The organism is Micromonospora sp. NPDC047738 (genome assembly GCF_040642675.1).
GTDB lineage: Bacteria > Actinomycetota > Actinomycetes > Mycobacteriales > Micromonosporaceae > Micromonospora.
On the sequence record NZ_JBEYSO010000001.1, the window covers coordinates 641,853 to 665,188 of the forward strand.

Annotated in this window: 20 protein-coding genes; 11 read left to right on the top strand and 9 right to left on the bottom strand. The window is 71.9% G+C overall.

Features of this window, described 5'->3' with window-relative positions; all coding sequences use genetic code 11:
- The first annotated feature begins 254 nt into the window (after positions 1–254).
- From ABZ783_RS02975 to ABZ783_RS02985, 3 genes are all read left to right on the top strand, one after another.
- Entirely contained in the window at positions 255–1,265 is a 1,011-nt protein-coding gene (locus ABZ783_RS02975; protein ID WP_357434140.1) for an AAA family ATPase, read from the top strand.
- The gene (locus ABZ783_RS02980) at positions 1,262–1,708 is read left to right on the top strand and encodes a Rho termination factor N-terminal domain-containing protein (protein WP_357434142.1); all 447 of its coding nucleotides are present in this window, start codon (positions 1,262–1,264) and stop codon (positions 1,706–1,708) included. The genes ABZ783_RS02975 and ABZ783_RS02980 overlap by 4 nt, the downstream gene beginning before the upstream one ends.
- A 198-nt stretch (positions 1,709–1,906) precedes the next feature.
- Entirely contained in the window at positions 1,907–2,458 is a 552-nt protein-coding gene (locus ABZ783_RS02985; RefSeq protein ID WP_357434144.1) for a DUF1697 domain-containing protein, read from the top strand.
- A 223-nt stretch (positions 2,459–2,681) separates the two neighbouring features.
- On the opposite strand, the gene ABZ783_RS02990 is transcribed toward ABZ783_RS02985, so the two are convergent.
- The 4 genes from ABZ783_RS02990 to ABZ783_RS03005 are packed head-to-tail and all read right to left on the bottom strand — an operon-like array spanning position 2,682 to position 7,379.
- Positions 2,682–3,989 (bottom strand): toxic anion resistance protein, encoded by a 1,308-nt coding sequence (locus ABZ783_RS02990; protein ID WP_357434146.1) that lies wholly within the window; start codon positions 3,987–3,989, stop codon positions 2,682–2,684.
- Positions 3,990–4,002: 13 nt separating this feature from the next.
- Positions 4,003–5,145, bottom strand: coding sequence for a hypothetical protein (locus ABZ783_RS02995; protein ID WP_357434148.1), 1,143 nt, complete (start codon positions 5,143–5,145; stop codon positions 4,003–4,005).
- A 9-nt stretch (positions 5,146–5,154) separates the two neighbouring features.
- Positions 5,155–5,754, bottom strand: a complete 600-nt coding sequence (locus ABZ783_RS03000; protein ID WP_357434150.1) for a hypothetical protein — start codon at positions 5,752–5,754, stop codon at positions 5,155–5,157.
- Positions 5,751–7,379: a VWA domain-containing protein gene (locus ABZ783_RS03005; protein WP_357434152.1), complete on the bottom strand. Its 1,629-nt coding sequence runs from the start codon at positions 7,377–7,379 to the stop codon at positions 5,751–5,753. Before ABZ783_RS03005 ends, ABZ783_RS03000 begins: the two co-directional genes overlap by 4 nt.
- A 243-nt stretch (positions 7,380–7,622) precedes the next feature.
- Between ABZ783_RS03005 and ABZ783_RS03010 the strand changes: the two genes are divergently transcribed.
- Positions 7,623–8,477, top strand: a complete 855-nt coding sequence (locus ABZ783_RS03010; RefSeq protein ID WP_357434154.1) for an aldo/keto reductase — start codon at positions 7,623–7,625, stop codon at positions 8,475–8,477.
- Positions 8,478–8,489: 12 nt separating this feature from the next.
- On the opposite strand, the gene ABZ783_RS03015 is transcribed toward ABZ783_RS03010, so the two are convergent.
- Positions 8,490–9,326, bottom strand: coding sequence for a helix-turn-helix transcriptional regulator (locus ABZ783_RS03015; RefSeq protein WP_357434156.1), 837 nt, complete (start codon positions 9,324–9,326; stop codon positions 8,490–8,492).
- A 103-nt stretch (positions 9,327–9,429) separates the two neighbouring features.
- Here ABZ783_RS03015 and ABZ783_RS03020 point away from each other — a divergent pair, with 103 nt between their 5' ends.
- The 3 genes from ABZ783_RS03020 (at position 9,430) to ABZ783_RS03030 (ending at position 12,925) form a co-directional block, all read left to right on the top strand.
- The gene (locus ABZ783_RS03020) at positions 9,430–10,179 is read left to right on the top strand and encodes an SDR family oxidoreductase (RefSeq protein WP_357434158.1); all 750 of its coding nucleotides are present in this window, start codon (positions 9,430–9,432) and stop codon (positions 10,177–10,179) included.
- Positions 10,180–10,277: 98 nt separating this feature from the next.
- Positions 10,278–11,261 carry an aldo/keto reductase gene (locus ABZ783_RS03025; RefSeq protein ID WP_357434160.1) on the top strand — a complete coding sequence of 328 codons (984 nt, stop codon included), beginning with the start codon at positions 10,278–10,280 and terminating at the stop codon, positions 11,259–11,261.
- A 296-nt stretch (positions 11,262–11,557) separates the two neighbouring features.
- Positions 11,558–12,925 carry a glycosyltransferase family 2 protein gene (locus ABZ783_RS03030; protein WP_357434162.1) on the top strand — a complete coding sequence of 456 codons (1,368 nt, stop codon included), beginning with the start codon at positions 11,558–11,560 and terminating at the stop codon, positions 12,923–12,925.
- A gap of 263 nt (positions 12,926–13,188) precedes the next feature.
- On the opposite strand, the gene ABZ783_RS03035 is transcribed toward ABZ783_RS03030, so the two are convergent.
- On the bottom strand, positions 13,189–13,701 hold the full coding sequence (locus ABZ783_RS03035; protein WP_357434164.1) for a GNAT family N-acetyltransferase: 513 nt from the start codon (positions 13,699–13,701) through the stop codon (positions 13,189–13,191).
- 145 nt (positions 13,702–13,846) lie between these two features.
- On the opposite strand from ABZ783_RS03035, the gene ABZ783_RS03040 reads away from it, so the two are divergent.
- The 3 genes from ABZ783_RS03040 to ABZ783_RS03050 are packed head-to-tail and all read left to right on the top strand — an operon-like array spanning position 13,847 to position 16,288.
- Complete coding sequence (locus ABZ783_RS03040; protein WP_357434166.1) at positions 13,847–14,401, top strand: NAD(P)H-dependent oxidoreductase; 555 nt, start codon at positions 13,847–13,849, stop codon at positions 14,399–14,401.
- A 22-nt stretch (positions 14,402–14,423) separates the two neighbouring features.
- Entirely contained in the window at positions 14,424–15,437 is a 1,014-nt protein-coding gene (locus tag ABZ783_RS03045) for an ATP-binding cassette domain-containing protein (RefSeq protein WP_357434168.1), read from the top strand.
- Positions 15,434–16,288, top strand: a complete 855-nt coding sequence (locus tag ABZ783_RS03050) for an ABC transporter permease (protein ID WP_357434170.1) — start codon at positions 15,434–15,436, stop codon at positions 16,286–16,288. The genes ABZ783_RS03045 and ABZ783_RS03050 overlap by 4 nt, the downstream gene beginning before the upstream one ends.
- 170 nt (positions 16,289–16,458) lie before the next feature.
- Here ABZ783_RS03050 and ABZ783_RS03055 read toward each other — a convergent pair whose 3' ends face one another.
- A complete protein-coding gene (locus ABZ783_RS03055) occupies positions 16,459–16,770 on the bottom strand; it encodes a helix-turn-helix domain-containing protein (protein WP_357434172.1) in 312 nt (103 codons plus the stop codon).
- Between the two features lie 91 nt (positions 16,771–16,861).
- On the opposite strand from ABZ783_RS03055, the gene ABZ783_RS03060 reads away from it, so the two are divergent.
- Positions 16,862–17,746 (top strand): NAD(P)-binding domain-containing protein, encoded by an 885-nt coding sequence (locus tag ABZ783_RS03060; RefSeq protein ID WP_357434174.1) that lies wholly within the window; start codon positions 16,862–16,864, stop codon positions 17,744–17,746.
- 122 nt (positions 17,747–17,868) lie between these two features.
- On the opposite strand, the gene ABZ783_RS03065 is transcribed toward ABZ783_RS03060, so the two are convergent.
- Positions 17,869–21,240: an AAA family ATPase gene (locus ABZ783_RS03065; protein ID WP_357434176.1), complete on the bottom strand. Its 3,372-nt coding sequence runs from the start codon at positions 21,238–21,240 to the stop codon at positions 17,869–17,871.
- A 140-nt stretch (positions 21,241–21,380) separates the two neighbouring features.
- Complete coding sequence (locus ABZ783_RS03070; protein WP_357434178.1) at positions 21,381–23,306, bottom strand: metallophosphoesterase; 1,926 nt, start codon at positions 23,304–23,306, stop codon at positions 21,381–21,383.
- Positions 23,307–23,336 lie beyond the last annotated feature (30 nt).

Here is a 23,336-nt window from a genome sequence, read left to right on the forward strand (position 1 = left end):
GACCAGGGGATGTTGGCTTCAGGCAACCACTTGGGACAGTGCGCTGCGAAGCGGCGGCAGGTCACAAGTACGACACGATCGGGCGACGCGTCCCGTCATACGGACGATTGGCGCGAACCATCCGTACGCCGGCACCGCCCGGAGTTGGCCGGGCGGTGGCGAGTGAAAGCCGCTCGGAACGGTGATGCCGGAGAGCCGGGGAGGTAGCACGGGATTCCGGCCCGCCCGTTACCGTTCCGGTCGGGGAGGTGCAGGTGTACGTCGTATCGGTGATCAACTACAAGGGTGGGGTGGGTAAGACCACCATGACCGCCAACCTCGGGGCCGAGCTGGCCAACCGGGGGATGAAGGTACTGCTGATCGACCTCGATCCGCAGGCCAGCCTGACGTTCAGTTTCTACGAGCCGGACGACTGGCGGGACCGACTGCGCGACGAGCGGACGGTCAAGCGCTGGTATGACGGGCTGCGCGGGGACACCCCGGCGGTGGCCCTCGGGGAGCTGGTGGTTTCGCCCGGCCCGGCGAACGCCCAGCTGAAGGGTGCCGGGCGGCTCGACCTGATCGCGTCCCACCTCCAGCTGGTCGACATCGACCTGGCCCTGGCCCGGGGTGTCGCCGACGGCGACGAGTACGACGCCGAGCTGTTCCGGGTCCGCGGTTCGCTCGACCAGGGGCTGCACGACCCGGCGCTGGACCCGTACGACCTGGTACTCATCGACTGCCCGCCGAACTTCAACGTGGTCACCCAGTCGGCCATCATCGCCAGCGACCACCTGCTCATCCCGGCGAAGGCCGACTACCTGTCCACCCTCGGCATCGACTACCTGCACGGCAATGTCCGCGAGCTGGTCGACCGGTACAACGCGGACTCCCGCCGATTCGCCAAGATCCGGCGTCACCACAAGGTCGCCCCGGACATCGCGGGCGTGGTGTTCACGATGATCCAGCTGATGGCGCAGCAGCCGATCGCCGCGCACCAGGGCTACATGGACCAGGTACGGGCGCTGGGCGTGCCGGTGTTCCCCACCGCGCTGCGGGAGAACGTGACCCTGTTCGCCACGAACACGCCACGCGGGGTGCCGGTGGTGCTGCGGGACCGGGTCACCGCGCCGGCGGTCCGCGAGGAGCTGCGTCAGATCACCACCGAGTTTCTGGCCCACCTCCAGCCCGCCTCGGCGGCAGCGCCCTCCTCCCCCGCCGCCAGCGGCGCGGCGGCCACCCCCGCCGTCCCCGTCACCAGCGGCGCGACGGGGGCGGACGCATGAGCGACCCGACCCAAGTGCTGGCCCGGGTGGCCGCGTTCCTCGGCGGTCTGTCCGCGACGGAGGTGGCCGACCTGGCTGCGGGACGCGCCCGGCTCGCGCTGCTCCCGGCCGCCGCCGACCCCGCGCCGCCCGCCCCCGGCGTCGCCCCGGTGCCGGAAAACGGGGGCAGTGCGCCGGCAGCCGCCGGACGGGCGGCGCCACCGGGCGGGGTGCCGGGCGTGATCCAGGACGTGGAGCGGGCCCAGGCCGCGCTCGCGGCGATGCCCCGGCGCGAGGACGGTACGGCGTACCTGGGGTCGTGGACGACCCGGGAACTGCGGGCGTTGGCCGCCCGGCTGGGACTGCGCGGGATCGCCGGGCTGCGGAAGATGGAGCTGGTCGAGCGGATCGTCGAGCGCACCATCGGCTTCCGGCTCAACTCCACCGCCATCCGCCAGCGCTGAGCCGCGACGTCGCGGCGCAGCGGTCCGGGAGGAGGAGTGTGTCCGCCGCCGCCTGCTGAGCCGCCCGGCAGATACCTCGTGAGTCGCTGTCGACCTGATGTCGCAGGCGATTCACACCACGCGGGTGGACGCGGCCAGCCGGGCAGCGCCGAGGGCCCTACGCTGGGCAGGAGCGATGTCGAGGCGAGGAGGCCCAGGATGGCCGACGGCAGCAACCGCTACGCCGCCCTGCTGCGGGGTGTCAACGTCGGCAGCACCCGGCTCGCCATGGCGGACCTGCGTCGCCTGGTCGCCGACCTCGGCCACGAGGACGTGAAGACGTACCTGCAGAGCGGCAACGTGGTCTTCACCAGCCCACCGACGAGGGACGAGATCCTGGCCGAGGGCATCGAGCGCAAGCTCGCTGACGAGCTCGGGTTGCGGGTGCCGGTGCTGGTCCGCAACGGCGGCGAGTTGGCGGCGGTCGCCGACGCCAGCCCGTACGCGGCGAAGCAGGACGACCCGACCCGGGTGCTGGTGGCCTTCCTGTCGGCCAAGCCCACCGCGGCGAAGGTCAAGGACCTGACCGTGCCGGCCGGCGAGAACATCGAGTACGAGGTGGCCGGCCGGGAGTTGCACCTGCACTTCCCGGACGGCGGCTACGGGCGGACGAAGTTCACCAACGCGTACCTGGAGAAGAAGTTGGGGGTGGTGGCGACGACCCGCAACTGGAAGTCGGTGCTGGCCCTGCGCGACCTGACCGGGGGCTGAGCGGCGGGACCGCCGGGCCCCGCCGCGGCCGGCGTCAGAAGTGGTACGCGGTGTGGTACTCAGGCAGCAGCACGCGGCTGCGCCCAGCTCGCGGCCGAGGTGCTGGCGGTGGTCGAGCCGGCGCCCGGGCCGGCGGCGGTCGCGTCGGCCGCCCGCCCGTGGCCGGTGCTGTTCGAGGCGGGCCAGTCACCGGCCGCGCTGACGCCGGCCGGTGACGCGCCGGTCAGCGCGGGGCGGGGACGACTGCCGGGGCCTGCTCCAGCACGGCCGTCGGAAGCTGCGGGCCGGGGGGCAGCGCCACCGGCTCCTTGGCCCGGGTGACCAGGTCGACCACGGTCCGGCTGAGCCGCTGGGCGGACTCCGACATGGACTGGTTCGCGGTGACGATGGCGGTGACCACTTCGGCCCGCTTCTGCTGGCCGTAGCGGACGGCGTCCTCGATGCCCCGGGCCTGCGCGTCGATCGACTCGGCTACCTCCAGGATGGTTTCCGGGCGGACGGTGGGGGTCTGGATCACCCGGGCGATCTGCGGCACGGCCGTCTTCGATGCCGCCGCGTACGCCGACAGCACGTCGTTGGCGCCGTCGGCGACCGCCTGCTGCATGTCGGCGGCCTGGTTGGCCTGCAACAGCAGCGCCCACTGGGCGATGGTGAGCTTCATCGTCGGGATGGTGAGGTTCATCAGCAGGGCGAGACGCTGGCCGAGCCCGTAGTTGAGGGTGCGGATGTTACGCACCTGCGGCGAGGTCGACCAGGCGACGAAGAGGCGCTGCTGGAACTCGTTGATCCGCACCTCCAGCGCCTGGACGAACTCGGTGACCAGCGAGAGTCGTTCCTGCTGGTCCCGCTCGTCGGGCGCGCCGGGGGCGACGGTGATCGACCTGGCGTCCGCCAGCGCCGCGTCGCGGATCAGTTCCATCACCGCGATGACGCCGACGAGTTGCCCGATGGCCGCCTCGTTGGCCTTGTAGAGCTCGTCGCAGAGCACCACGTTGCGGCGTAGCTGCAACTGCTTGTCGCTGAGCTGCCCGGCGACCCGGTCGAGCTGCTGCTCGACCGTCCGGGCCTCCTCGAACAGCATCTCCAGCAGATCCCGCCCCTTGCGGAACAGGCCGCGGATGGCGTCGGAGAACTTGGTGAAGGTCTCCCGCACCTTGGGGTCGCTCGGGTCGTACTTGCGGCGGAAGCTGCGCATCCGGTCGTTGATCTCGTGCATGATGCTGGTCAGTTCCGGGATGTCGACCCGGCCGACCTCCCGGAAGATCCGGCTGACCTGCGCGTTGACCTGGTCCAAGGCCTGGTTGCCGAAGTTCGCCAGGGCCTCGGTGTTGGCCAGCATGGTCGGGTAGAGCTGGCGGGCGGCCTGCTCGGCCTGGGTCCGCTGCGCCGGGGTGAGCAGGGCGGTGCAGGAGAAGGTCTTCGGTTCCGCGGTGGCCAGCGCGGTGGTGATGGCCGCGTCGGCGGCGCCGGCGGGCGGGTCGGCCGAGCCGCCGACGATGCTGCCGAAGTCGATCTGGAGTCCCTCGGTCATGACGTGGGTCCCTTCACTTGCAGGTGGTGGCGTCCTTCATGCAGCTGAGCAGCGCAAGCGTCACGTCGGCGGCGGGCGCGGGAGCAGCCCGGATCTGGTCGGCGAGCCCGATGTCGGGGAAGTCGGTGACGTCGTTCGCGCCGACCTGCACGGCCGAGCGGAAGCCGTACCGCTGCCAGGCGATGTCCTGGATCTTCGGGTCCTTGAGCGCGTCGATGAGCCGGCCGGCGGCCGGGTCGAGGGCGAGTACCGGGTGGTCGCTGTAGATGGTCGGGTCGGGGTAGAGCACCCGGACGTTCTTCAGCAGGTTGGCGCTGTTGTCGCCGCTCTGCACCACCTGCTGGATGATCTGGTTCTCGTAGCCGGCGTACAGCGGGGCCTTGAACTCGCCGCCCTGGGTGAGCCATTCCCGGAAGCCCGAGTCGGAACTGCGGGACTGCAGGCCCTGCGCGTCGTGCAGCGCGCGCATCGTGGGCAGGGCCCGGCGTGCCTGGGCGAGGCTCGGGGCGGAGAACCCGTCGGCGGTGGCGATGATGTTGAGCTGGAGCTGCGCCAGGGTGAATCCGCTGTTGGACTTGGCGGGATCGGTGCTGGCCACGGTGATCGGGCCACGCAAATCGGCCGCGCCGATCGCCTCCCAGGTGCCGCGCTTGACGACGTGGTCGAGGAGCAGGCCCTTCATGTCGACCACGAAGTACCGGTCGCCGCGGCGCTGCACGATGCCCTTGCGCAGGAGCGCGTCGGTGCCGCGCGGTCCGGCGTAGATGACCTCGGGCGACTGGAGCAGGTTCTCCGCCCGGTAGTCCGGGAAGGCTCCGGCGTGCTGGGCCTCGAAGACGCTCTGGGCGCTGGCGCTGGAGGGCCAGAGGCAGTCCAGCTTGCGGGCCTTGATCTCGTCGGTGCTCAGCTGCACCTGGTCGTAGGAGCCCAGCGGCTGGAAGGCGACCGCCAGCCGGTAGTCCTCGCGCAGGATCCGCTTGACCTCGCCGTCGGCCATCAGCTCGGACTTCTCGGAGCCGCCCACGCAGGTGACCGTGGTGGGTGGGCCGGCGGTCGCCGGGGTGTCCGCGGAGCGGCGCCAGAGCAGCGCCGCGACGACGCAGACGGCGATCACCGTGACCAGCCCGATCAGGAACCGGGTGCTGGGCAGTCTCAACGTGACTCCTTATCGGCCCAGGTCGGGCAGGCTGGGTGGGGCGACGGTGTCCAGGTTGGCGGTGTACTGCGCGATGTCGCCCTGGTTGACCAGCCGGACGCTGTCCAGGGCGAAGTCGGCGAAGCGTCGGAACGCGGCTTCGCCGTTGCGGCGCAGCATCTCCGGGTCGTGGTAGAGCACCGGCTGGCGCTGGATGTCGAGATACTGGCGTACCGCGCCGTCGAGGCTGCGCAGATGGCCGCCGACCTGGGCGGCGGTGGAGTAGAGGCTGTCCGGTGAGCGGTCGCGGACCCGCTCGAACAGTTCGGGGACGTACCGGCAGGCGTCGTCCAGGGCGCGGCGGGCCGCCGGGCTGCGCACGTCCCGGGCGAGTCGCTCGACGCCGCGCAGCACGCGCAGCGCCTCGCCCACCCGGTCGTCGGCCTCGTCGGCGTAGCTGTCGCTGGCCACGCGCGCGGCGGAGCGGTCGTCGAGCATCAGGTAGAGCCCGAGCGCGACGGCGGCGGCGAGCAGCGGCGCCCAGAGCAGGCTGCCGGTGAGGGCGAAGACCAGCGCGAAGGCGCCGACCGCGGCGGCCAGGGCGACGGGCGCGGCCAGCCGGCGCCTCACTTGTACCCCGCCGCCTGCCGCAGGGCCGCCACCAGGTCGTCCTGTCGGACGAAGGTGCCGTTGGTGGCGTCGGCGACCTCCTGGAGCTGGGTGGGGTCGGCGCCGCGGCCGAAGGCGATGGCGACGACCGGCACGCCGGCCGACCGTAGCGCGGCCAGGGCCTTCCCGCGCCGCTTGCTGTCGGACTGGCCGTCGGTCATCAGCACGACCAGCCGCTTGCGGTCGTCGGGCTGCGGCCGGGCCAGTTCGTCGGCGGCGCGGAGCAGGCAGGCGTACATGTCGGTGCCGCCGTCGGGCTGGTAGCCGGTGACCTTGCGGACCAGGTCGCGCAGTGCGGCGGGGTCGTTGCCGGGCACGGTCCACGGGCTGCCGCCGGTGATGTCGCCGTTGAAGATGCTGACGGTCGTGGTGTCCTTCGGGTGGGTCTGCAGGAAGTTCAGGGCGGCCTGCTCGGGGTCGAAGATCTGCCCGGCGGCGGCCTGGATGCCGGTCCACCCGTCGTTGTCGCCCATCGAACCGCTGCCGTCGAGGCAGTAGTAGACGGCGACCGGCCGGCGGTAGCGGGTCTGGTAGCGGTCCAGCGCGGCCTGGATGACCGGGGCGGACGGGAACTGGATGGCCTGCTCGTTGATGGTGCCCTGGATGCCCCAGGCCGGGTTGAACACGGCCGGGTCGGGTTTGTCGAGGGTGAGCCCGACGCCGGCGGCGGGGCGGCGGCCCAGCTTGAGCAGCGCGGCCTGCGCACCGGGGTCCTTGAGCAGGTGGTTCTGCAGCTCGGTGAAGATCCGGTGGGCGTTGTCGTTGCCGTCGTGTGGCAGGAAGCCCAGCGGCGCGTCGCTGACCGCGAGGGAGCCCCGGGGGTACGCCACCAGCAGCGGTTCCCGGCCGGCCTTGACCAGCTCGGTGTTCTTCTCGATGACCAGGTCCTCGTAGGTGAACATGGCCCGGCACTGGTCCGGGCGGGCGAGGCACTCGGTCATCAGGGTGCCGGTGGAGGGCGGGGTCTGGTCCATCGCCTTGACGAACCGGGTGACGCCCTGCTCGACGGCGGGCGAGTCGAGCTGCTGCTGGGTGAGCGGGGTGCCCGGGCCGTTGCCGGCGAAGTGGTTCAGGAAGCCGAAGAGCACCGTGGCGCCGGAGTTGGACTGGGTGGGGTTGGTGATCCACACCCTGGTCCGCCCCGATTCGACGGCCTGCAGGATGTCGGCGATCGGCACGTCGGAGCGGCCGGCGAAGCCGAGTTTGTCCATCTCGGAGCGCCAGGCGGCGAAGACGACCGGGGTGAGGAACATCGGCTGCACGTCGCGCAGCGCGCTGGCCCGGTCGCCCAGTTGCAGGAAGACGCTGGAGGCGAACCAGTACGCGTCGAAGTCGGTGCTGCCGGAGGCGAGCATCCGGGCCTGGTCCACCGAACCCTTGAAGGTGACCTCGCACTGGTAGTGCCGCTCGGCGCACCACGGCTTCACGACGGTGTCGACGACGGTTTGCTGTTCACTGCCGGCGACCATGCGCAGGGTGCCGGTGGCCGGCCCGTCGGTCCGCCGCGTCGTCGGCCTGTCCGTCGTACAGCCGGTGATCAGCACCAGCACCGCCACAGCCAGCGCCGTGAGTCTCTTGGCCCGCACCTGCACCCCGCTCCTGTCCGGTGGAAATCCGCATTCGGGCGGATCGAGGTCGTTGGTAGCACCGGCAAACCAACGGGACGGCCAACCTTGGGTGAACTCCAGGTGTCATGATCGTTTGTCGCGGATCACCGTCGGCCCGTCGTGAGGAACCGCCCCGATCGGGTAGGAGAGGCTGGTGGCATGGCCCGGACGAGGGCGTGGAAGCGCTTCCGGGCACCCCCGACGATGGGAGATGAGGCTTTCATGGCCGCGAACGGCGTTCCGACCATCGCACTCAACGACGGCAACACCATCCCGCAGCTCGGCTTCGGGGTCTTCCAGGTCCCGCCGCAGGAGACCGCGCAGGCCGTCGGCACGGCGCTGCAGGTCGGCTACCGGCACATCGACACCGCCCAGATGTACGGCAACGAGGCCGAGGTCGGACAGGCGGTCCGCACCTCCGGGCTGGACCGCGGCGAGGTCTTCGTCACCAGCAAGCTCAGCAACGGCTTCCACCGCCCCGACGACGCCCGCAAGGCGTTCGAGTCGACGTTGCAGGCGCTCAAGTTCGACTACCTCGACCTGTTCCTCATCCACTGGCCGCTCCCCACGCGGTACGACGGGGACTTCGTCTCGACGTGGCAGGTGCTGGAGGAGCTTCAGCGCGACGGCCGGGCGAAGTCGATCGGCGTGTCGAACTTCCAGGTGGCGCACCTGGAGCGGCTGGCCGCCGAGGCGCAGGTGATGCCGGCGGTGAACCAGATCGAGGCGCACCCGTACTTCGGCAACGAGGAGGTCCGCGCGTACGACCAGGCCCACAACATCATCACCGAGGCGTGGTCCCCGATCGCCCAGGGCAAGGTGCTGGACGACCCGACGATCATCGACATCGCCGAGGAGATGGGCCGCTCCCCGGCTCAGGTGGTGCTGCGCTGGCACATCCAGCGCGGCGACGTGGTCTTCCCGAAGTCGACCACGGCGAAGCGGATCGAGGAGAACTTCCGGATCTTCGACTTCGAGCTGGACGGCGCCACGATGGACCGGATCGGCGGCCTGGGCCAGGGCGAGGCCGGCCGGCAGGGGCCGAACCCGGACACCTTCGACTACGTACCGAGCTGACCAGGAACTCCGTCAGGAGCGGACGCGCTCACCGATCCGGCGGAAGGCCGCCTGGGTCGGCGAGCCGGGCTCGGGGACGTAGACGATGAGCCGCTGGTCGGTCTCCGGCACGTGCAGCACCCGGCACTCGAACTCCAGCGGGCCCAGCTCCGGATGGGCCACCCGCTTGACGGTGGGGCGCCGCTCCCCCACCTCGTGCTCGGCCCAGAGCGCGGCGAACCGCGGCGACGTCCCCAGCAGCTCGGTGACCAGCCCGGCGATCGCCGGGTCGGTCGGGTAACGGCCGTACGCGGCCCGCAGGTCGGCCATCGTGGTACGGGCGAAGCGCAGCGCCTCCGGGTCGGTCCAGTGCGACTCCGGGACCTTCCGGCCGAACATCCAGCGGATCATGTTGCGTTCGTCGGCCGGTACCGCCGACAGCTCGCCGACGAACCAGGTGGCCAGCCGGTTCCAGGCCAGCACCTCGTACGCGGCGTCGACCAGGTACGCGGGCGTCTCCGTCATCGCGTCCAGCAGGTGCCGCAGCCCCGGCGGCACCTGCCGGCTCGGCCCGGTCGGTTCCGGCGGGCTCTCCCCGGCGATCCGGAACAGGTACGCCCGCTCGTCGCGGCCGAGCAGCAGCGCCCGGGCCAGCGCGGCGAGCACCTGCCGGGACGGGTGCGGGCCCCGGCCCTGCTCCAGCCGGATGTAGTAGTCGATGGACATGCCGGCGAGCTGGGCGACCTCCTGCCGGCGCAGGCCCGGCGTGCGGCGGCGTACCCCCTCGGGCAGGCCGACCTCGGCGGGGCGCAACCGGGCGCGGCGGGTGCGCAGGAAGTCGGCCAGCTCATCACGGCGCAGGCTCGTCATGCACTCCAGCCTGCCGCAACCCCGACCGCCGAGGGTGGTACCGCCGGTACCAGCCTCGGCGGGCCTCTCCCGGCCGGCCCGTCGCGGCGGCAGCCTCGGTGCCATGACGACGACGATCGCCCTGATCACCGGGGCCAACAAGGGAATCGGGCTGGCCACCGCCCGGCAGTTCGGCGCGCGCGGGTGGACCGTGCTGGTCGGCGCGCGGGACGCCGCGCGGGGCCGGGAGGCGGAACGGACGCTGCGCGCCGAGGGCGCGGACGCCCGGTTCGTGCCACTGGACGTCACCGACGAGGCGTCGGTCGCCGCCGTGGCCGAGCTGGTCGAGCGGGAGTACGGCCACCTGGACGTGCTGGTCAACAACGCCGGCATCATCCGCGCCGACGGGTCGGCGCTGCCCAGCGAGACCACCCTCGCCACGCTGCGCGAGGTGTACGAGACGAACGTGTTCGGGGTGGTAGCGGTGACCAACGCGTTCCTTCCGCTGCTGCACAAGGCCCCCGCCGCGCGGATCGTGAACGTCTCCAGCGAGGTCGGCTCCATCGCGGTGATGACCGACCCGCAGGGCGCCCTGTTCGAGCTGACCTCGGTGCCGTACCCGTCGTCGAAGGCGGCGCTGAACATGGTCACCGCGATGTACGCCAAGGAACTGCGGGACACCGCGATCAAGGTGAACGCGGCCAACCCCGGCTACTGCGCCACCGACCTCAACCACCACTCCGGCTTCCGTACCCCGGAGCAGGGCGCGGAGGTGAGCGTGCACCTGGCGACGCTGCCGGCGGACGGGCCGAGCGGGCTGCTGTGGGGTTTTCAGATGGACGCCGGCGGCGGCTACGGCGTGCTGCCGTGGTGAGGGCCTACCCGGCTGCCGCCGTGGCGCGGGCTTGACTTCGAGCAGGCTCGAAGGTCGAGGGTGGTCGGCGACGGCGCTCATCCCACGGGGAGGAATCCATGAGATACCGCACGATCGGCACCGACCCGGCCACCCGCCGCGAGGTCAGCGTGCTCAGCCTCGGCGCGATGCTGTTCGGCACCGCCACCGACGAGGCCACCTCGTATGCCATCCTCGACCGCTACGTCGAGGCCGGCGGCACGTTCATCGACACCTCGGACAATTACGCCTTCTGGCAGAACGGGGGCCAGGGCGGGGAGAGCGAGGAACTGCTCGGCCGCTGGCGGCGCAGCCGCGGCGTCGGCGCCGAGGTGTTCATCGCCACCAAGCTCGGCGCGCGGCCCCTGGCCCCGGGCACCAGCTATGTGGACAACCCGGAGGGGCTGTCGGCGAAGGTGATCCGCGAGTCGGCCGAGCGGAGCCGGGAGCGGCTCGGCGTGGACCGGCTCGACCTGCTCTACGCGCACATCGAGGACCGGACGGTGTCGCTGCGGGAGACCGTGGAGGGTTTCGCGGAGCTGGTCGGCGAGGGCACCGTCGGGCTGCTGGGTGCGAGCAACCACCGCGCCTGGCGGGTGGAGCGGGCCCGGAGCATCGCCGCCGCGGCCGGCCTGCCCGGGTACGAGGTGCTCCAGTATCACCGCAGCTACCTGCCCCCGCGGCTGGACCTGCCCAGCGAGCTGGACCCGGACGGCGACGTCGGCTGGGTCGGCCCCGACCTGGCCAGCTATCTGCGGGCCGAGCCGCACCTCGCCCTGGTCGCGTACTCGCCGCTGCTCAAGGGCGCGTACGCCCGGCCCGACCGGTTGGGCGTCGAGTATGACCTGCCGAGCACCCCGGCCCGGCTGGCCGCGCTGCATGCCGTGGCGGCGGAGACCGGCGGCACGGTCAACCAGGTGGTCCTGGCCTGGCTGATGGGCGGGGACATTCCGGCGATCGCGCTGGTCGGCGCGTCCTCGGTGGCGCAGCTGGACGAGAGCCTCGCCGCGGTCGACCTGGTGCTGACCGCGGAGCAGCGGGCGAGGCTGGACGCGGCCCGGTGACGGATGCCCACCGATCCACCGTTCGGCCGGGCCAGCCCGGCCGTCCGCGCGGCCCGGCCGCCCTCACCGGCACGCCAGGGTCCGCCACCTGTGCGTGGCCGGGGCCGTACCGCCGGGCAAGCCGGCGACATGGGTCTGGCTGACGGGACAGTCAGGCAGCGAGATTGGTTCGTATTGCTGTGGGGTACAGATCGCGATCGCCGAATACTGTAAGCGACCGGAGGATCGACGCCGCGCGGCTGTAGGCGGCGGCGCCGATGGCGCGAGCACCAACAGGAACGGATACCTCGCATCCCATGAGCACCTACCGGCGGCCCCCGGTCGTGGTGGCGCTGCCCGCGTACAACGAGGTGGCCAGGGGGCGGGCACGGGTCGCCCAGACCCGGCCGGTGGACCGGCCCGTCGTGGCGCCGAACAACCGCTCCAACGACACCGCCGCCATCACCGGCCGCGCCGCAACCGAGGTGTGGCACCGGCCCCACCCGACCCCGCACCGCCAGGGCCGGCACCGCCGGCCTGCCCGGGAGCGCCAGCGCGGCGCCGGGCGGCGCGACGCGGGGCACTCGATGAGAAGAAACGCGGCTGCGGCCCGTGGTAGCGCCACGGTGCCTGGGCGGCTCATCGTGCTGGTTCCTGCGCACAACGAAGCCCAGGGGATCAGCGAAGCGGTCACCGCGCTGTTGCGGCAGACGTACCAGCCCACACAGGTTGTGGTCATCGCCGACAACTGTCGCGATGAAACGGCGAGACTGGCCGCACAGGCCGGTGCACGCGTCTTCACGACGTACGAGAACCGACACAAAAAAGCGGGCGCGCTGAATCAGGCTCTCGCCCAACTGCTACCGCGGCTGGCGAGTGACGACTTCGTGATGGTGGTGGACGCTGATTCGGTCCTGGACCCGCACTTCCTGACGCACGCGGTGGCGAAGCTCAGCGCCGACCGGCGGCTGGGTGCCGTAGGGGGCGTGTTCCGGGGCAGCAGCGGCAGCGGGTTCGTCGGCCACCTGCAACGCAACGAGTACATGCGCTACGCCCGGGACCTGGCCCGATTGAACGGGAAGTGCCTGGTGGTCACCGGGACCGCTGCGGTGTTCCGGGCAGGCACCCTGAAGGAAATCTCCGCGGCGAGACTCAGTGGCAAGCTCCCCACGGGCGACGGAGTGGGTGGCGTCTACGACACCACCGTCCTGACCGAGGACAATGAGATGACCTTCGCCCTGCGCCATCTCGGCTACACGGTCCTCTCCCCCAAGGAATGTTCACTGGTCACCGAGGTCATGGGCACCTGGGGCGACCTCTGGAGGCAGCGCCTGCGCTGGAAGCGGGGGGCCGTCGAGAACTGCTTTCAGTACGGGCTCACGCGTGTGACGTGGCGGTACTGGGGCAGGCAGTTGATGACCCTCCTCGGGGTGCTCGTCACCTTCGCGTATCTCGGATCCCTCGTGTACACCGTGGTCGCCTACGGGGGAATCCACATCCAGCCGTTCTGGCTGGCAATTTCCAGCATCTTTGTCGTCGAGCGGGTGGTGACCGTCCGCTATCGCGGCTGGAAGTACATGCTCGCTTCGGCAACGATGTACGAGTTGGTCCTTGACCTCTTTCTGCAATTCGTCCACGCCAAGGCATACGCAGATGCCATTCTGCGCCGAGAAAGGAACTGGTAACCAGAGATGTACAACAACGTGACTGCCCCTGCGGCTGCTGGTGCAGCTACTTCTGGTGGACTCGCCGTCACCGGAGCCAGCACCGTCTGGGTCGTGCTGGCGGGGTTCGCCATGGTGGCTGTCGGATCCGCGCTGATGCGGATCGCTCCGAAGCTTCGCCGGTCTCGGTGAAGCTACCGCGACACTGACCCGACCGGTCCGACCGACCCCGGCGACGCAACGACGCGTCGCCGGGGTCGGCTGTCTCTCAGCCGCCGGCGCCGTCACTTCTCGGTCGTGCCGGTCAGGTCGATGCGCCAGTCGTTGGCGCGGATCAGGTGCCCCGGCGGGTATTCGAACTCGGTCTCGCCGAGCAGCGTGAAACCGGCCTTGCGGCAGACCGCGTTCGACGCCGGGTTCTCGACCGACGGGTAGGCGTGCGCCCAGCGCCGGCTCCCCTCGGCGCGGGCCGCGTCCAGCGTCGCGAGCACCGCCGCGGTGGCCAGCCCTCTCCCCTGGTACGCCGGCAGCACCGCCCAGCCCAACTCCCAGACCTGCTCGCCGCGCCAGGCGCGCTCCCAGTAACCGACGCTGCCTACCTTGGTCCCGTCCGGCAGCCCGATGGTGAACATGCAACCCGGACCGGTGCCGCTCGACCGCGCGTAGCGGGCGTTGCGGCTCACGACCTGCTCGTCGGTCTCCGGCCCGCCCGTGTGCCGCCGCACCTCCGGCGAGTTGAGCTGCCGCAACAGGTCCAGGTCGCCCTCGATCCACGGCTGGATGCGCACGTCGGCCATGCCGCCCCCTCGTCTCGGGCGCCATTGAAGCAGCCGCCACCGACACTCCGGGCCGCGTTCGGCGGCTCCGCCAGATCCGATCTGGCGGCTGCCGGCCGGCGTCTCGCGCCTGACGGGTGAGGCCCGACGGAGCCGGGGAGGAAGCATGGCGCCGCTACAGCTCGCCGTGATCATCGGCAGTACCCGCGAGGGGCGGATGGGCGACCGGATCGGTCGCTGGTTCGTCGACCAGGCGCGGCAGCGCGACGACATGGCGGTGTCGGTCGTCGACCTCGCCGCGTACGACTTTCCCGCCAGCTACCCCGCTGAGCCGACGGCCACCATGCGGTCGTTCGTCGAGGAGGTGAGCCGGGCGGAGGCGTTCGTCGTGGTCACCCCCGAGTACAACCACAGCTTCCCGGCCTCGTTGAAACAGGCGATCGACTACGCGTACGACGAGTGGCAGGCCAAGCCGGTCGGCTTCGTGTCGTACGGCTGCCGTTCGGTCGGCCTGCACGCGGTCGACCAGCTCCGGACGGTCTTCACCGCCCTGCACGCCGTGACGGTGCGCGACTTCGTCGGTGTCGACCTGCTCGGTGCTGAGTCGACGCCGCAGGTCGAGGACCAACTGCGCCAGGACGCCCAGGTGCTGCTCGACGAGCTCTGCTGGTGGGGACTGGCGCTGCGCGACGGCCGGGCGGCGCGCCCGTACGTCTCCTGATTGTCGAAGGAAGGTAGTGATCATGAGTAAACGGAACACCGGTCTGGCTGTCGAGGCCGACGGGCTGGTCCGCTCGTTCGGCGCGACCCGCGCGCTCGACGGCCTGGACCTTCAGGTCCCGGCCGGCACCGTCTACGGGCTGCTCGGCCCGAACGGTGCCGGCAAGACCACGGCGGTGCGGGTGCTGGCGACGCTGTTGCGCCCCGACGGCGGGCGGGCGCGGGTGTTCGGCCACGACGTGGTGACGGAGGCCGACGCGGTGCGCGCCCGGGTCAGCCTGACCGGCCAGTACGCCTCGCTGGACGAGGACCTGACCGGATCGGAGAACCTGGTCCTGCTGGGCCGCCTGCTCGGGCTGCCCAAGCCGGCCGCCCGGGCGCGAGCGGAGAGCCTGCTCGCCGCGTTCGGTCTGACGGACGCGGCGGGCCGGCAGGTGAAGAAGTACTCGGGCGGGATGCGGCGGCGGATCGACATCGCGGCGAGCATCCTGAACACCCCGGACCTGCTCTTCCTGGACGAGCCGACGACGGGGCTGGACCCGCGCAGCCGCAACCAGGTGTGGGAGATCGTCCGGGCGGTGGTGGCGCACGGCACGACGGTGCTGCTGACCACGCAGTACCTGGACGAGGCCGACCAGCTCGCCGGCCGGATCGCGGTGATCGACCACGGCAAGGTGATCGCCGAGGGCACCCCGGGCGAGCTGAAGTCGTCGGTCGGCTCCGGCACCATCCATGTGCGGCTGCGCGACGCGGGCCAGCGGCCGGAGGCCGAGAAGGTGCTCCAGGCGGCGCTCGGCGTGCCGGTGCAGCTCGAACCGGATCCGGTGGCCATGACGGCCCGGGTCGGCGAGGAGGGCAGCGACCTCGAGGCCAGCGAGCAGGCCGCTCGGGCGCTCGGGGAGCTGGCCCGCGCCGGCATCGTCGTCGACGACTTCTCCCTCGGCCAGCCGAGCCTGGACGAGGTGTTCCTGGCCCTCACCGACCACCCCGCCGTCGCGGCCGACGAGCGGGACGACCAGCTGGAGGCAGCCCGATGAGCGACACCGCGACCACCACCGGGCGGGCGCCGTCCGTCTACGTGCCGTCCGCCGAGGCGTTGGCGACGGTCCTCGCGCCGGGTGCCCGGCCACCGCGGCCGAATGCCTTGTCGGCGTCGCTCACGTTCGGCTGGCGGGCGCTGCTGAAGATCAAGCACGTGCCGGAGCAGCTGTTCGACGTGACCGCGTTCCCGATCATCATGGTGCTGATGTTCACGTACCTGTTCGGCGGCGCCCTCGCCGGCAGCCCGCGGGACTACCTGCAGTTCTTCCTGCCCGGAATCATGGTGACCAGCGTCGTGATGATCACCATGTACACCGGGGTCGGCCTCAACAACGACATCGAGAAGGGCGTCTTCGACCGGATCCGGACCCTGCCGGTCTGGCGGCCGGCGGCGCTGGTCGGGATGATCTTCGGCGACGTGCTGCGTTACATCCTCGCCGCGGTGGTCATCCTCGGCGTCGGGCTGGCGCTCGGTTTCCGGCCCGGCGGCGGGCTGCTCGGCGTGCTGGCGGGCATCGGCCTGCTGGTGGTCTTCTCGTTCGCGTTCTCCTGGGTCTGGACGTTCTTCGGCCTGGTGCTGCGCAGCGAGAAGTCGGTGATGGGGGTCAGCATGATGGTGCTGTTCCCGCTGACCTTCCTGAGCAACGTCTTCGTCAACCCGAGCACCATGCCGGGCTGGCTGCAGGCGTTCGTCAAGGTCAACCCGATCACCCATCTGGTGGCCTCGGTACGCGCGGCGATGGCCGGCTCGTCCGACGCGGCGAACACGATGTGGCTGCTGCTGTGGAGCGTCGGGTTCATCGTGGTCTTCGGCTCGCTGACCATGTACCGCTACAACCGCCGCTGATCCTCCGCTCGACGACGGGCGTCCCGGCTGGGGCGCCCGTCGTCCGTCCTTTGCGGAGCTGAGTAGCCACCTTTTTGTGGGTACTTGGCGGCGGCTGACGGCGGGGCCAAGCTGGTCATGGGCGGTCGAGGGACCGCCAGTGTGCGAAACGAGCCGGAGGTGGCGATGCTTCAGGACGCCGGTTGGGCGTTGGTGAGCTTCGCCAGGCGACGGTGGCCCCAGTCCGACAGGGGTGCCAGCGCCTCGGAGAGTTCGCGACCGAAGGCGGTAAGGGAATATTCAGTCTTCAACGGCAGCTCGTCGTGTACCTCCCGGTGCACCAGCCCATCGACCTCCATCTCCCGAAGGGCCTGAGTCAGCACCTTCTCGGTGAGGCCGGGCAGGCTCCGCCGTAGCTCTCCGGGACGGCGCGGACCGGATTCCAGCAGCCAGAGCAGAATCGTCTTCCACTTGCCGTCGATCACGGCGATCGCGGCGGTCACTCCGCACACGTTCAGGTCCTGGGCACGACTGCGCGTCATCTCCGCCCCATTCGTCACTGTTTGTTGGTATCTGCCGATGAGGAGTAGAGGCATGTCCTCGGACACCGAAAAGTCTGTCACCGTGCTCGGCCTGGGTCCGATGGGACGCTCGCTGGCCGGTGCGTTCCTGGACGCCGGCGTGCGAACCACGATCTGGAACCGGACCCCGGGCCGAGGCCAGGCGTTGGTCGAGCGGGGTGCGGTTGGCGCCGAATCGGCGGAGGAGGCGGTCGCCACGAGCGACTTGACCGTGGTCTGCGTGGTGAACTACGACGCCAGCGACGCCATCCTCCGCCCGGCGGCGGTCACCGATGCGCTCAAGGCGCGGACGGTGGTGAACCTGACCGCCGACACGCCGGACCGGGCCCGGGACAGCGCCGACTGGGCGGCCACCCACGGCATCGGCTATCTGGACGGCGCGATCATGACACCGGCCACGACCATCGGGACGCCGGCCGGGGTCTTCATCCACAGCGGTCCGAAGGAGCTCTACCAGCAGCACCGGCCGGTGCTGGACGCGCTGGGCGGCACCCACACCCACCTCGGCGAGGAGATCGGCCGGGCAGCGGCGTACGACATCGCGCTGCTCGACATCTTCTGGACCGCGATGGCCGGCTACGCGCACGCCCTGGCGGTGGCGCAGGCGGAGGGCGTCACCGCACGTGAGCTGGCGCCGTTCGCCAAGGGCATCGGCGCGATCATCCCGCCGATCTTCGAGCAGTTCGCCGAGGACGTGGCGAACGGGACCTACTCCGGCGAGGGCAACCCGATCACCTCGGCCGCGTCGTCCATGGCCCACATCGTGCACGCCTCCGAGGCCCACGGCATCGACGCCGGCGTGATGCGGGCGGCAGAGGGGATGGCCCGCCGCACGATCGGGCTGGGCCACGGCACGGACGGGTTCAGCCGGATCGCCGAGGTCCTGGGACGCCGCTGACGCGGACCGGGCCCGGGCCGACGCCGACGCCGCCCGGATGGCGGCCGAGGCGGCCCGCGCCAGAGCGCGACACCCCAACCACCCCAGGTCCCGGTTGTGCCGGGCCGGCCCGGCGACCCGGCCTAGAGGCGCCACGGCAGCGGCTGCGGGGGCAGGTAGCGGCAGGAGCTGCCGGTGGAGACCGTGTCGCGTAGGTGGGCAGCCAGCGCCGGGTGCCGGTCGTCGAGCCGGCGCAGGGTGTCGCGGATCCGGGCGGTCACCGCCTTGCGGGCCCGTTCGGCCTCGTCGCCGAGCCGGCGGCTGCGGCCGGCCAGCCCGGCCGCGGCGCGCAGCTCGTCCAGCAGCGCCGCACGCTCGGCGTCAAAGGCGGCCACCTTCGCCTCGTCGCCGCGTGCGGCGGCCCGGTCGATCTCGTCGTCGAGCCGTTGCAGGTGGCGCCGGTAGCGGGCCTTGGCCTCGTCGTCGAGTACCGGGTCACCACCGAGGCGTCGGGCGGCCACCAGCTCCGGCCCGGCGGCGGGGTCGAGCAGCTCGACGGCGGGCACGTCGACGCCCGGGCGGCTCAGCAGCAGGCGCAGGTCGTGCAGGCCCTTGGCGTCGGGCAGGTGCACCACCGTGCCGGCGTACGCGAGCCGCCACACGGCGCCGTCACGCCGGAACTCGTAGTCCGGAACCGGAGCCGGGCCGGGTGCTGCCCGTGTGGCGGCAACCGTGGCGGATGGCTGGTCGGGTCCGGGTGTCGCCAGCGCGGCGGACCGGTGCTCGGGTCCGGGTGCCGCCGGCACCAGGGCCTGCTCACTAACGGGCCCGACCTCGGCCGCCGTCGCCGGGGCGACGAAGCCGCCCGCGGTTGCGGGCACCTGGCCTGATCCGGCCGACGCCGGGCCGCCCACCTCGACGGGTGCCGCCGCCGGGACGCCCAGCCGGTGCAGGACCTGCGCCATGCCGAGCGCTCGCGCCTCGGCCGCGGTGGCGGCGCGCAGCTCGGCGGCGGCCTCCGCGTCGCCCGCGCGACCCCGCGCGGTCAGGGCGTCCACCAGAGCGGCGCGGCTGATCAGCGACCACGGTCGGGCGCCCATCCGGTCGGCGGCGTCGCGGGCCGCCTCGAACCCGGCGATCGCGTCGTCCCAGCGCTCCTGCGCGGCGTCGACGACGGCCAGCCAGTGGTCGACCGGGCCGCTGATGTCGCAGCCGAACAGGGCGGCCATCCACTGGCCGCGGTGCGGCGCGAGCGCCTGCCGGGCCTGCGCGCAGCGGTGCGGGTCGCGGGTCGCGGCGGCGGCCTGCGCGCGCAGGCGCAGCCACAGCGGGGACATCGGCCGGGCGTAGGTGGTGCCGGCGGCTTCGATGCCGGCGGTCAGTTTCGCGGTTGTCTCGGCGTCGCCGCGCTCGGCGGCGGTGATCGCCCTGACCAGCTCCAGGTGGGAGCGGTCGGTCGGATCCACCCCGTCGAGCAGGGTGTCGATCTCGTCGAACCGGCCCTGCAGCAGCAGCCGCGACCAGTGCAGGTGCTGGTTCATGAACCCGTGGTCGGCGTGCTCCCGTTCACCGAGGTCGGCCAGCTCGGCGAGGAACTCGTCGGCCTGGGCGAAGTCGCCCCGGAAGCCGGCGATGATGGCGCCGTCGATGGCCGCCGCCATCTTGTGGCGGGCGACGTCGCCGTCCCGGCCGGCGGTGACGAAGGCGGTGAGCTCCTGGTGGTAGCGCGGGTCGTTGAGTTCGAGCAGCGCGACCCAGCGCAGCGAGGTCGCCCACAGCTCGGTCTCCCGGTCGCCGGTCCGGCGGGCCACGTCGCGGATCTCGGCGGTGAGCGCGGCCCGGTCGGCGGCGGTGCCGAGCCCCCAGGTGGTGTCGTGGCGGGCCCACAGGCTGAAGGTGAGCGCCTCGTCGTCCTGGCCGCGCCGGGCGAGCGTCTCGGTGGCGGTGATGAGGTCGGCGACGACGGTGCTGAGCGGCATGCGGCCGTCGGGTTCGCCGATGAACCGCCGGTACGCCTCGCGCAGCAGCTCCTCGGCGTCGGTCAGGCGGCCGGTGAAGGTCTGGTGCCGGTGGACGCTGAGCGCGACCCGGGCCAGCACCGCCGGCTCGTCGAGGGTGAGCGCGAGCGCCGCGGCGTCGGCGAGCAGCCGCTGGGCCTCGTCACCGACGATGTGGAGCAGCAGTTGGGCGAGCTCCACCATGATCTTGACCCGCTGCGCCGGCTGCTCGGTCACCTCCAGGGCGCGGCGGAAGTGCAGCGCCGACTCCTCCACCGCCAGCCGGCCACCCGCGTCGCGGGCGGCGGCGACGAGCAGGTCGGCGGCCCGGGACGGGTCGAGGTCGGTGCCGGCGAGCCAGGCGTGGCGGGCCAGGTCGGCGGGGATGAGCCGCTCGGCGAGCGCCGCCGAGTGGTCGACGGCCCGGACTACGGTGGCGTGCCGGGCGCGCCGGTCGTCGTCGGGCAGCCCGTCGTAGAGGGTTTCCCGGACCAGGTCGTGGGCGAAGGCGAACCGGCCGCCGCCGCGGGAGATCACGAGCCGGGCGGTCACCGCGCGGTCGAGCAGCCGGTCGACCTGCGCCGCCGGGGTGGGTACGCAGGCGGCGAGGACCTGGCGGTGGAAGTGGCGGCCGAGCACGGCGGCGACGGTGAGCGCCTCGGCCACCGGGGCGGGCAGTTGGGCCAGCCGCCGCCGTACGGCCTCCCGGACGCCGGGAGCGATGGTGCTGACCTGGCCGTCGGCGCGCCACAGCCGGGCGGTCTGCTCGACGAAGAACGGGTTGCCGCCGGTGCGCCGGTGCACCTCGTCGACGAGCTCGGCGTCGGGCTCGGAACCCGCCGTGCGGGTCATCAGCGCGGCCACCTCGTCGCGGGACAGGCCGGTGAGGGTGATGGTGGTGGCCTTCGCGGTGAGCGGCATCAGCAGCGGGCGCAGCCGGTGGTCGCCGGACTCGACCTCCGCGTCGCGGTAGGTGCCGATCAGCAGCAGCCGTTCGAACCAGGTGTGCTGGGTGGCGAACTGCAGCAGCCGCATCGACGCGGCATCGGCCCAGTGCAGGTCGTCGAGGACGACCACGACCGGCCGGCGCTGGGAGGCCGCGACCAGGGCGGTGGTCACCGCGTCGTGCAGTGCGAACTCCTCCTGGTCCCCGTCGTCCCCGTCGTCGCCGCCACGACCGCCGGGGGTCTCGCCGAGCAGCACCGCGAGCCCGGGCTCGGCGGCCTCCCGGGCCAGGGCCCACTCGTCGGGCGAGCGGCGCAGGCCGCGCAGCACCTGCACCCACGGCCAGTAGCCGGGTGCGCTGTCGGAATCCCAGCAGGCGGCGCCGAGCACGAGCGCGCCGCGCCGCCGGGCCTCCTCTGCCGTCGCGGTCACCAGCGTGGTCTTGCCGATGCCGGGCTCGCCGGTGACCAGGACGAGGCCGCCGTGGCTCGCGGTCACCCGGTCGACTTCGGCGCGCAGCAGCCCGGCGGGGTGCTCCCGCCCGATGATCTCCTCGCCGAACCGCGGCTCCATGACGTTCCGACCGTAGCGGAAGCCTCCGACACCGGGAGGACACCCGGAGGATGACCGGGCAGCTTCGCCGCGGCGAATTTTCGTCGGACTGGTGACCCCGCCGACCCGGATGGGGCCGGCGGGGTCACCGCAGGTGGCGACTACCGGTGGCAGGACGCCGAGCCGGAGTCGGTGAAGCCGCTGGTGCTGCCGGCGATCGGCACGAATCGCCAGTCGTAGCCGGTGGGCTTGAGGGTCAGCTCCAGCGCCCCGAAGGTGTCGCCCTGCGCGACCTCCAGGTTGGGGACCTGGTCGGGGGTGCCGTGGAAGCCGACGCCGCCGGTGCCGACGATGAACTCCCGCGGTGCGTCGGGCCGGGGGTTGCCGTCGACGTCCTGCGGCGCGAACCGCTGGTAGCTGTGGTCGTGCCCGTTGAGGATCACGTCCACCCCGTACCGGTCGGCAAGCTCGTAGAGCGAATTGCTGTCGGGGTTGCCGTAGATCCCGCCGCGGAAGGTGCCGGTGTGCACCGGCTTGTGCCAGGTGGCCAGCACGCACATGTTGTGGTGCCGTTGGAGGTCCTGCTCGAGCCATGCGTACTGGGCCGAGCCGGGAGCGCAGGACACCACGCCGCACTCGCTGTTGAGCGCCACCACGTGCCAGCGGCCGATGTCGTACGAGTAGTAGCCCTTCTCCCGGTCGCCGGCCCGACCGTCCGGCGCGCCCACGCCGTTGAAGTAGTCGAAGTAGCCGTCGGCGCGGGCCCCCGGGTGGTAGGCCTGCCCGTACTCGTGGTTGCCGACGACCGGGTAGGTGATGTCCTTGACCGCGCCCCACGACTTGTCGTAGGAGGCGAGGAATGCGGGGAGCGTGCCGACGTCGTACTGGTTGTCGGCGAGGGTGAGCACGGCGTCGGGGTTCAGCGACCGCACCGTGTCGGCGACGGCGGCCTGCTGGCAGGTCGTGGGGGTGGTGCGGCTGGTCGCCGCGCAGGCGATGTCGCCCGCGGCCACGACGCGGGCCACGTCGGGGCCGGCCATGGGGCGGTCGGGCCGGATCTGGCCGCGGTCGTAGGCGCCGGGCGCGATGCTCGGCGGTGGGGTCCGGAACGTGACGTTCTTCGTACTCGCGTTGCCGGCAGCGTCCGTGGCGGTGACGGCGAGGGTGTGCTCGCCGGCCGGGATGTTGCCGGTCGGGAAGGAGTTGGGCACGGGGATGGTGCGACCGTCCAGCTTGGCGGTCACCGAGGCGACGGCGGAGACGCTGTCGGCCGCCGACACGGTGACCTCGATGCGGTCCCCGGTGACGGTGGTGCCGTCGGCGGGAGTGGTGGCGGTGACGACCGGCCCGCTGTTGTCGGTCAGGAACCGGACGACGGTGGCGGTGCCGGCCGAGGTAACGGTGAGGGCGTGCGGTCCGTCGGGCAACGGGCGGGTGTCCACGCTCGCGGCGACGCCGTGCGCCTGAGCTTCGTCGAGGGTGATGGCGAAGTTGGCGGTCACCTGCTCTTCGGTCGCGTTGCCGCCCGGGTAGCCGTCGCCGAGGGAAACCTTGCGGGTTGGCGGGACGGCGGGATCAGCGATGTCCGTACCGTCGAGCGTGGTGATCCGCACGTTGCGGACGGTGAAGTCGTCGTGGTTCGCGGTGAGGTCGGTGGGCGAGATCGAGCTGCCGGCGCGGATGGTGAGGGTGTTGGTTCCGGCGGTCAGGTAGCCGGCGGGAATCGGGATCTCGGCCGTGGCGTAGCCCAGGTAGTCCTTGTTGATCAGGGTCACGATCTTGCCGTTCACCCAGACCGAGTTCAGCAGTTTCTGGGATCCGCTCTGGATGCCCTCCCCCTCGAAGCGAAGGGTGGCGGGCAGGCTCGACACCCCGGTGGTGCTGAGCGGGCTGCCGTCCAGGTCCAGCGAGGGCAGGGGTGAGCCGGTGGCGTAGACGGTGGTGACGCCGCGGATGACGTCGCCGTCGTGGACGGAGGTGGCGGGCGTCGTGCCCGCTGCGTACGCCGGTCCGCCCAGCGTGCCGAGGAGCAGTCCGGTGATGGCGAAGGCCATCAACGCCCGGCCGTGGGGGCGTTGCAGGATCATGTGTCCCTCCAAGCTTCGATCCGGCAGGCC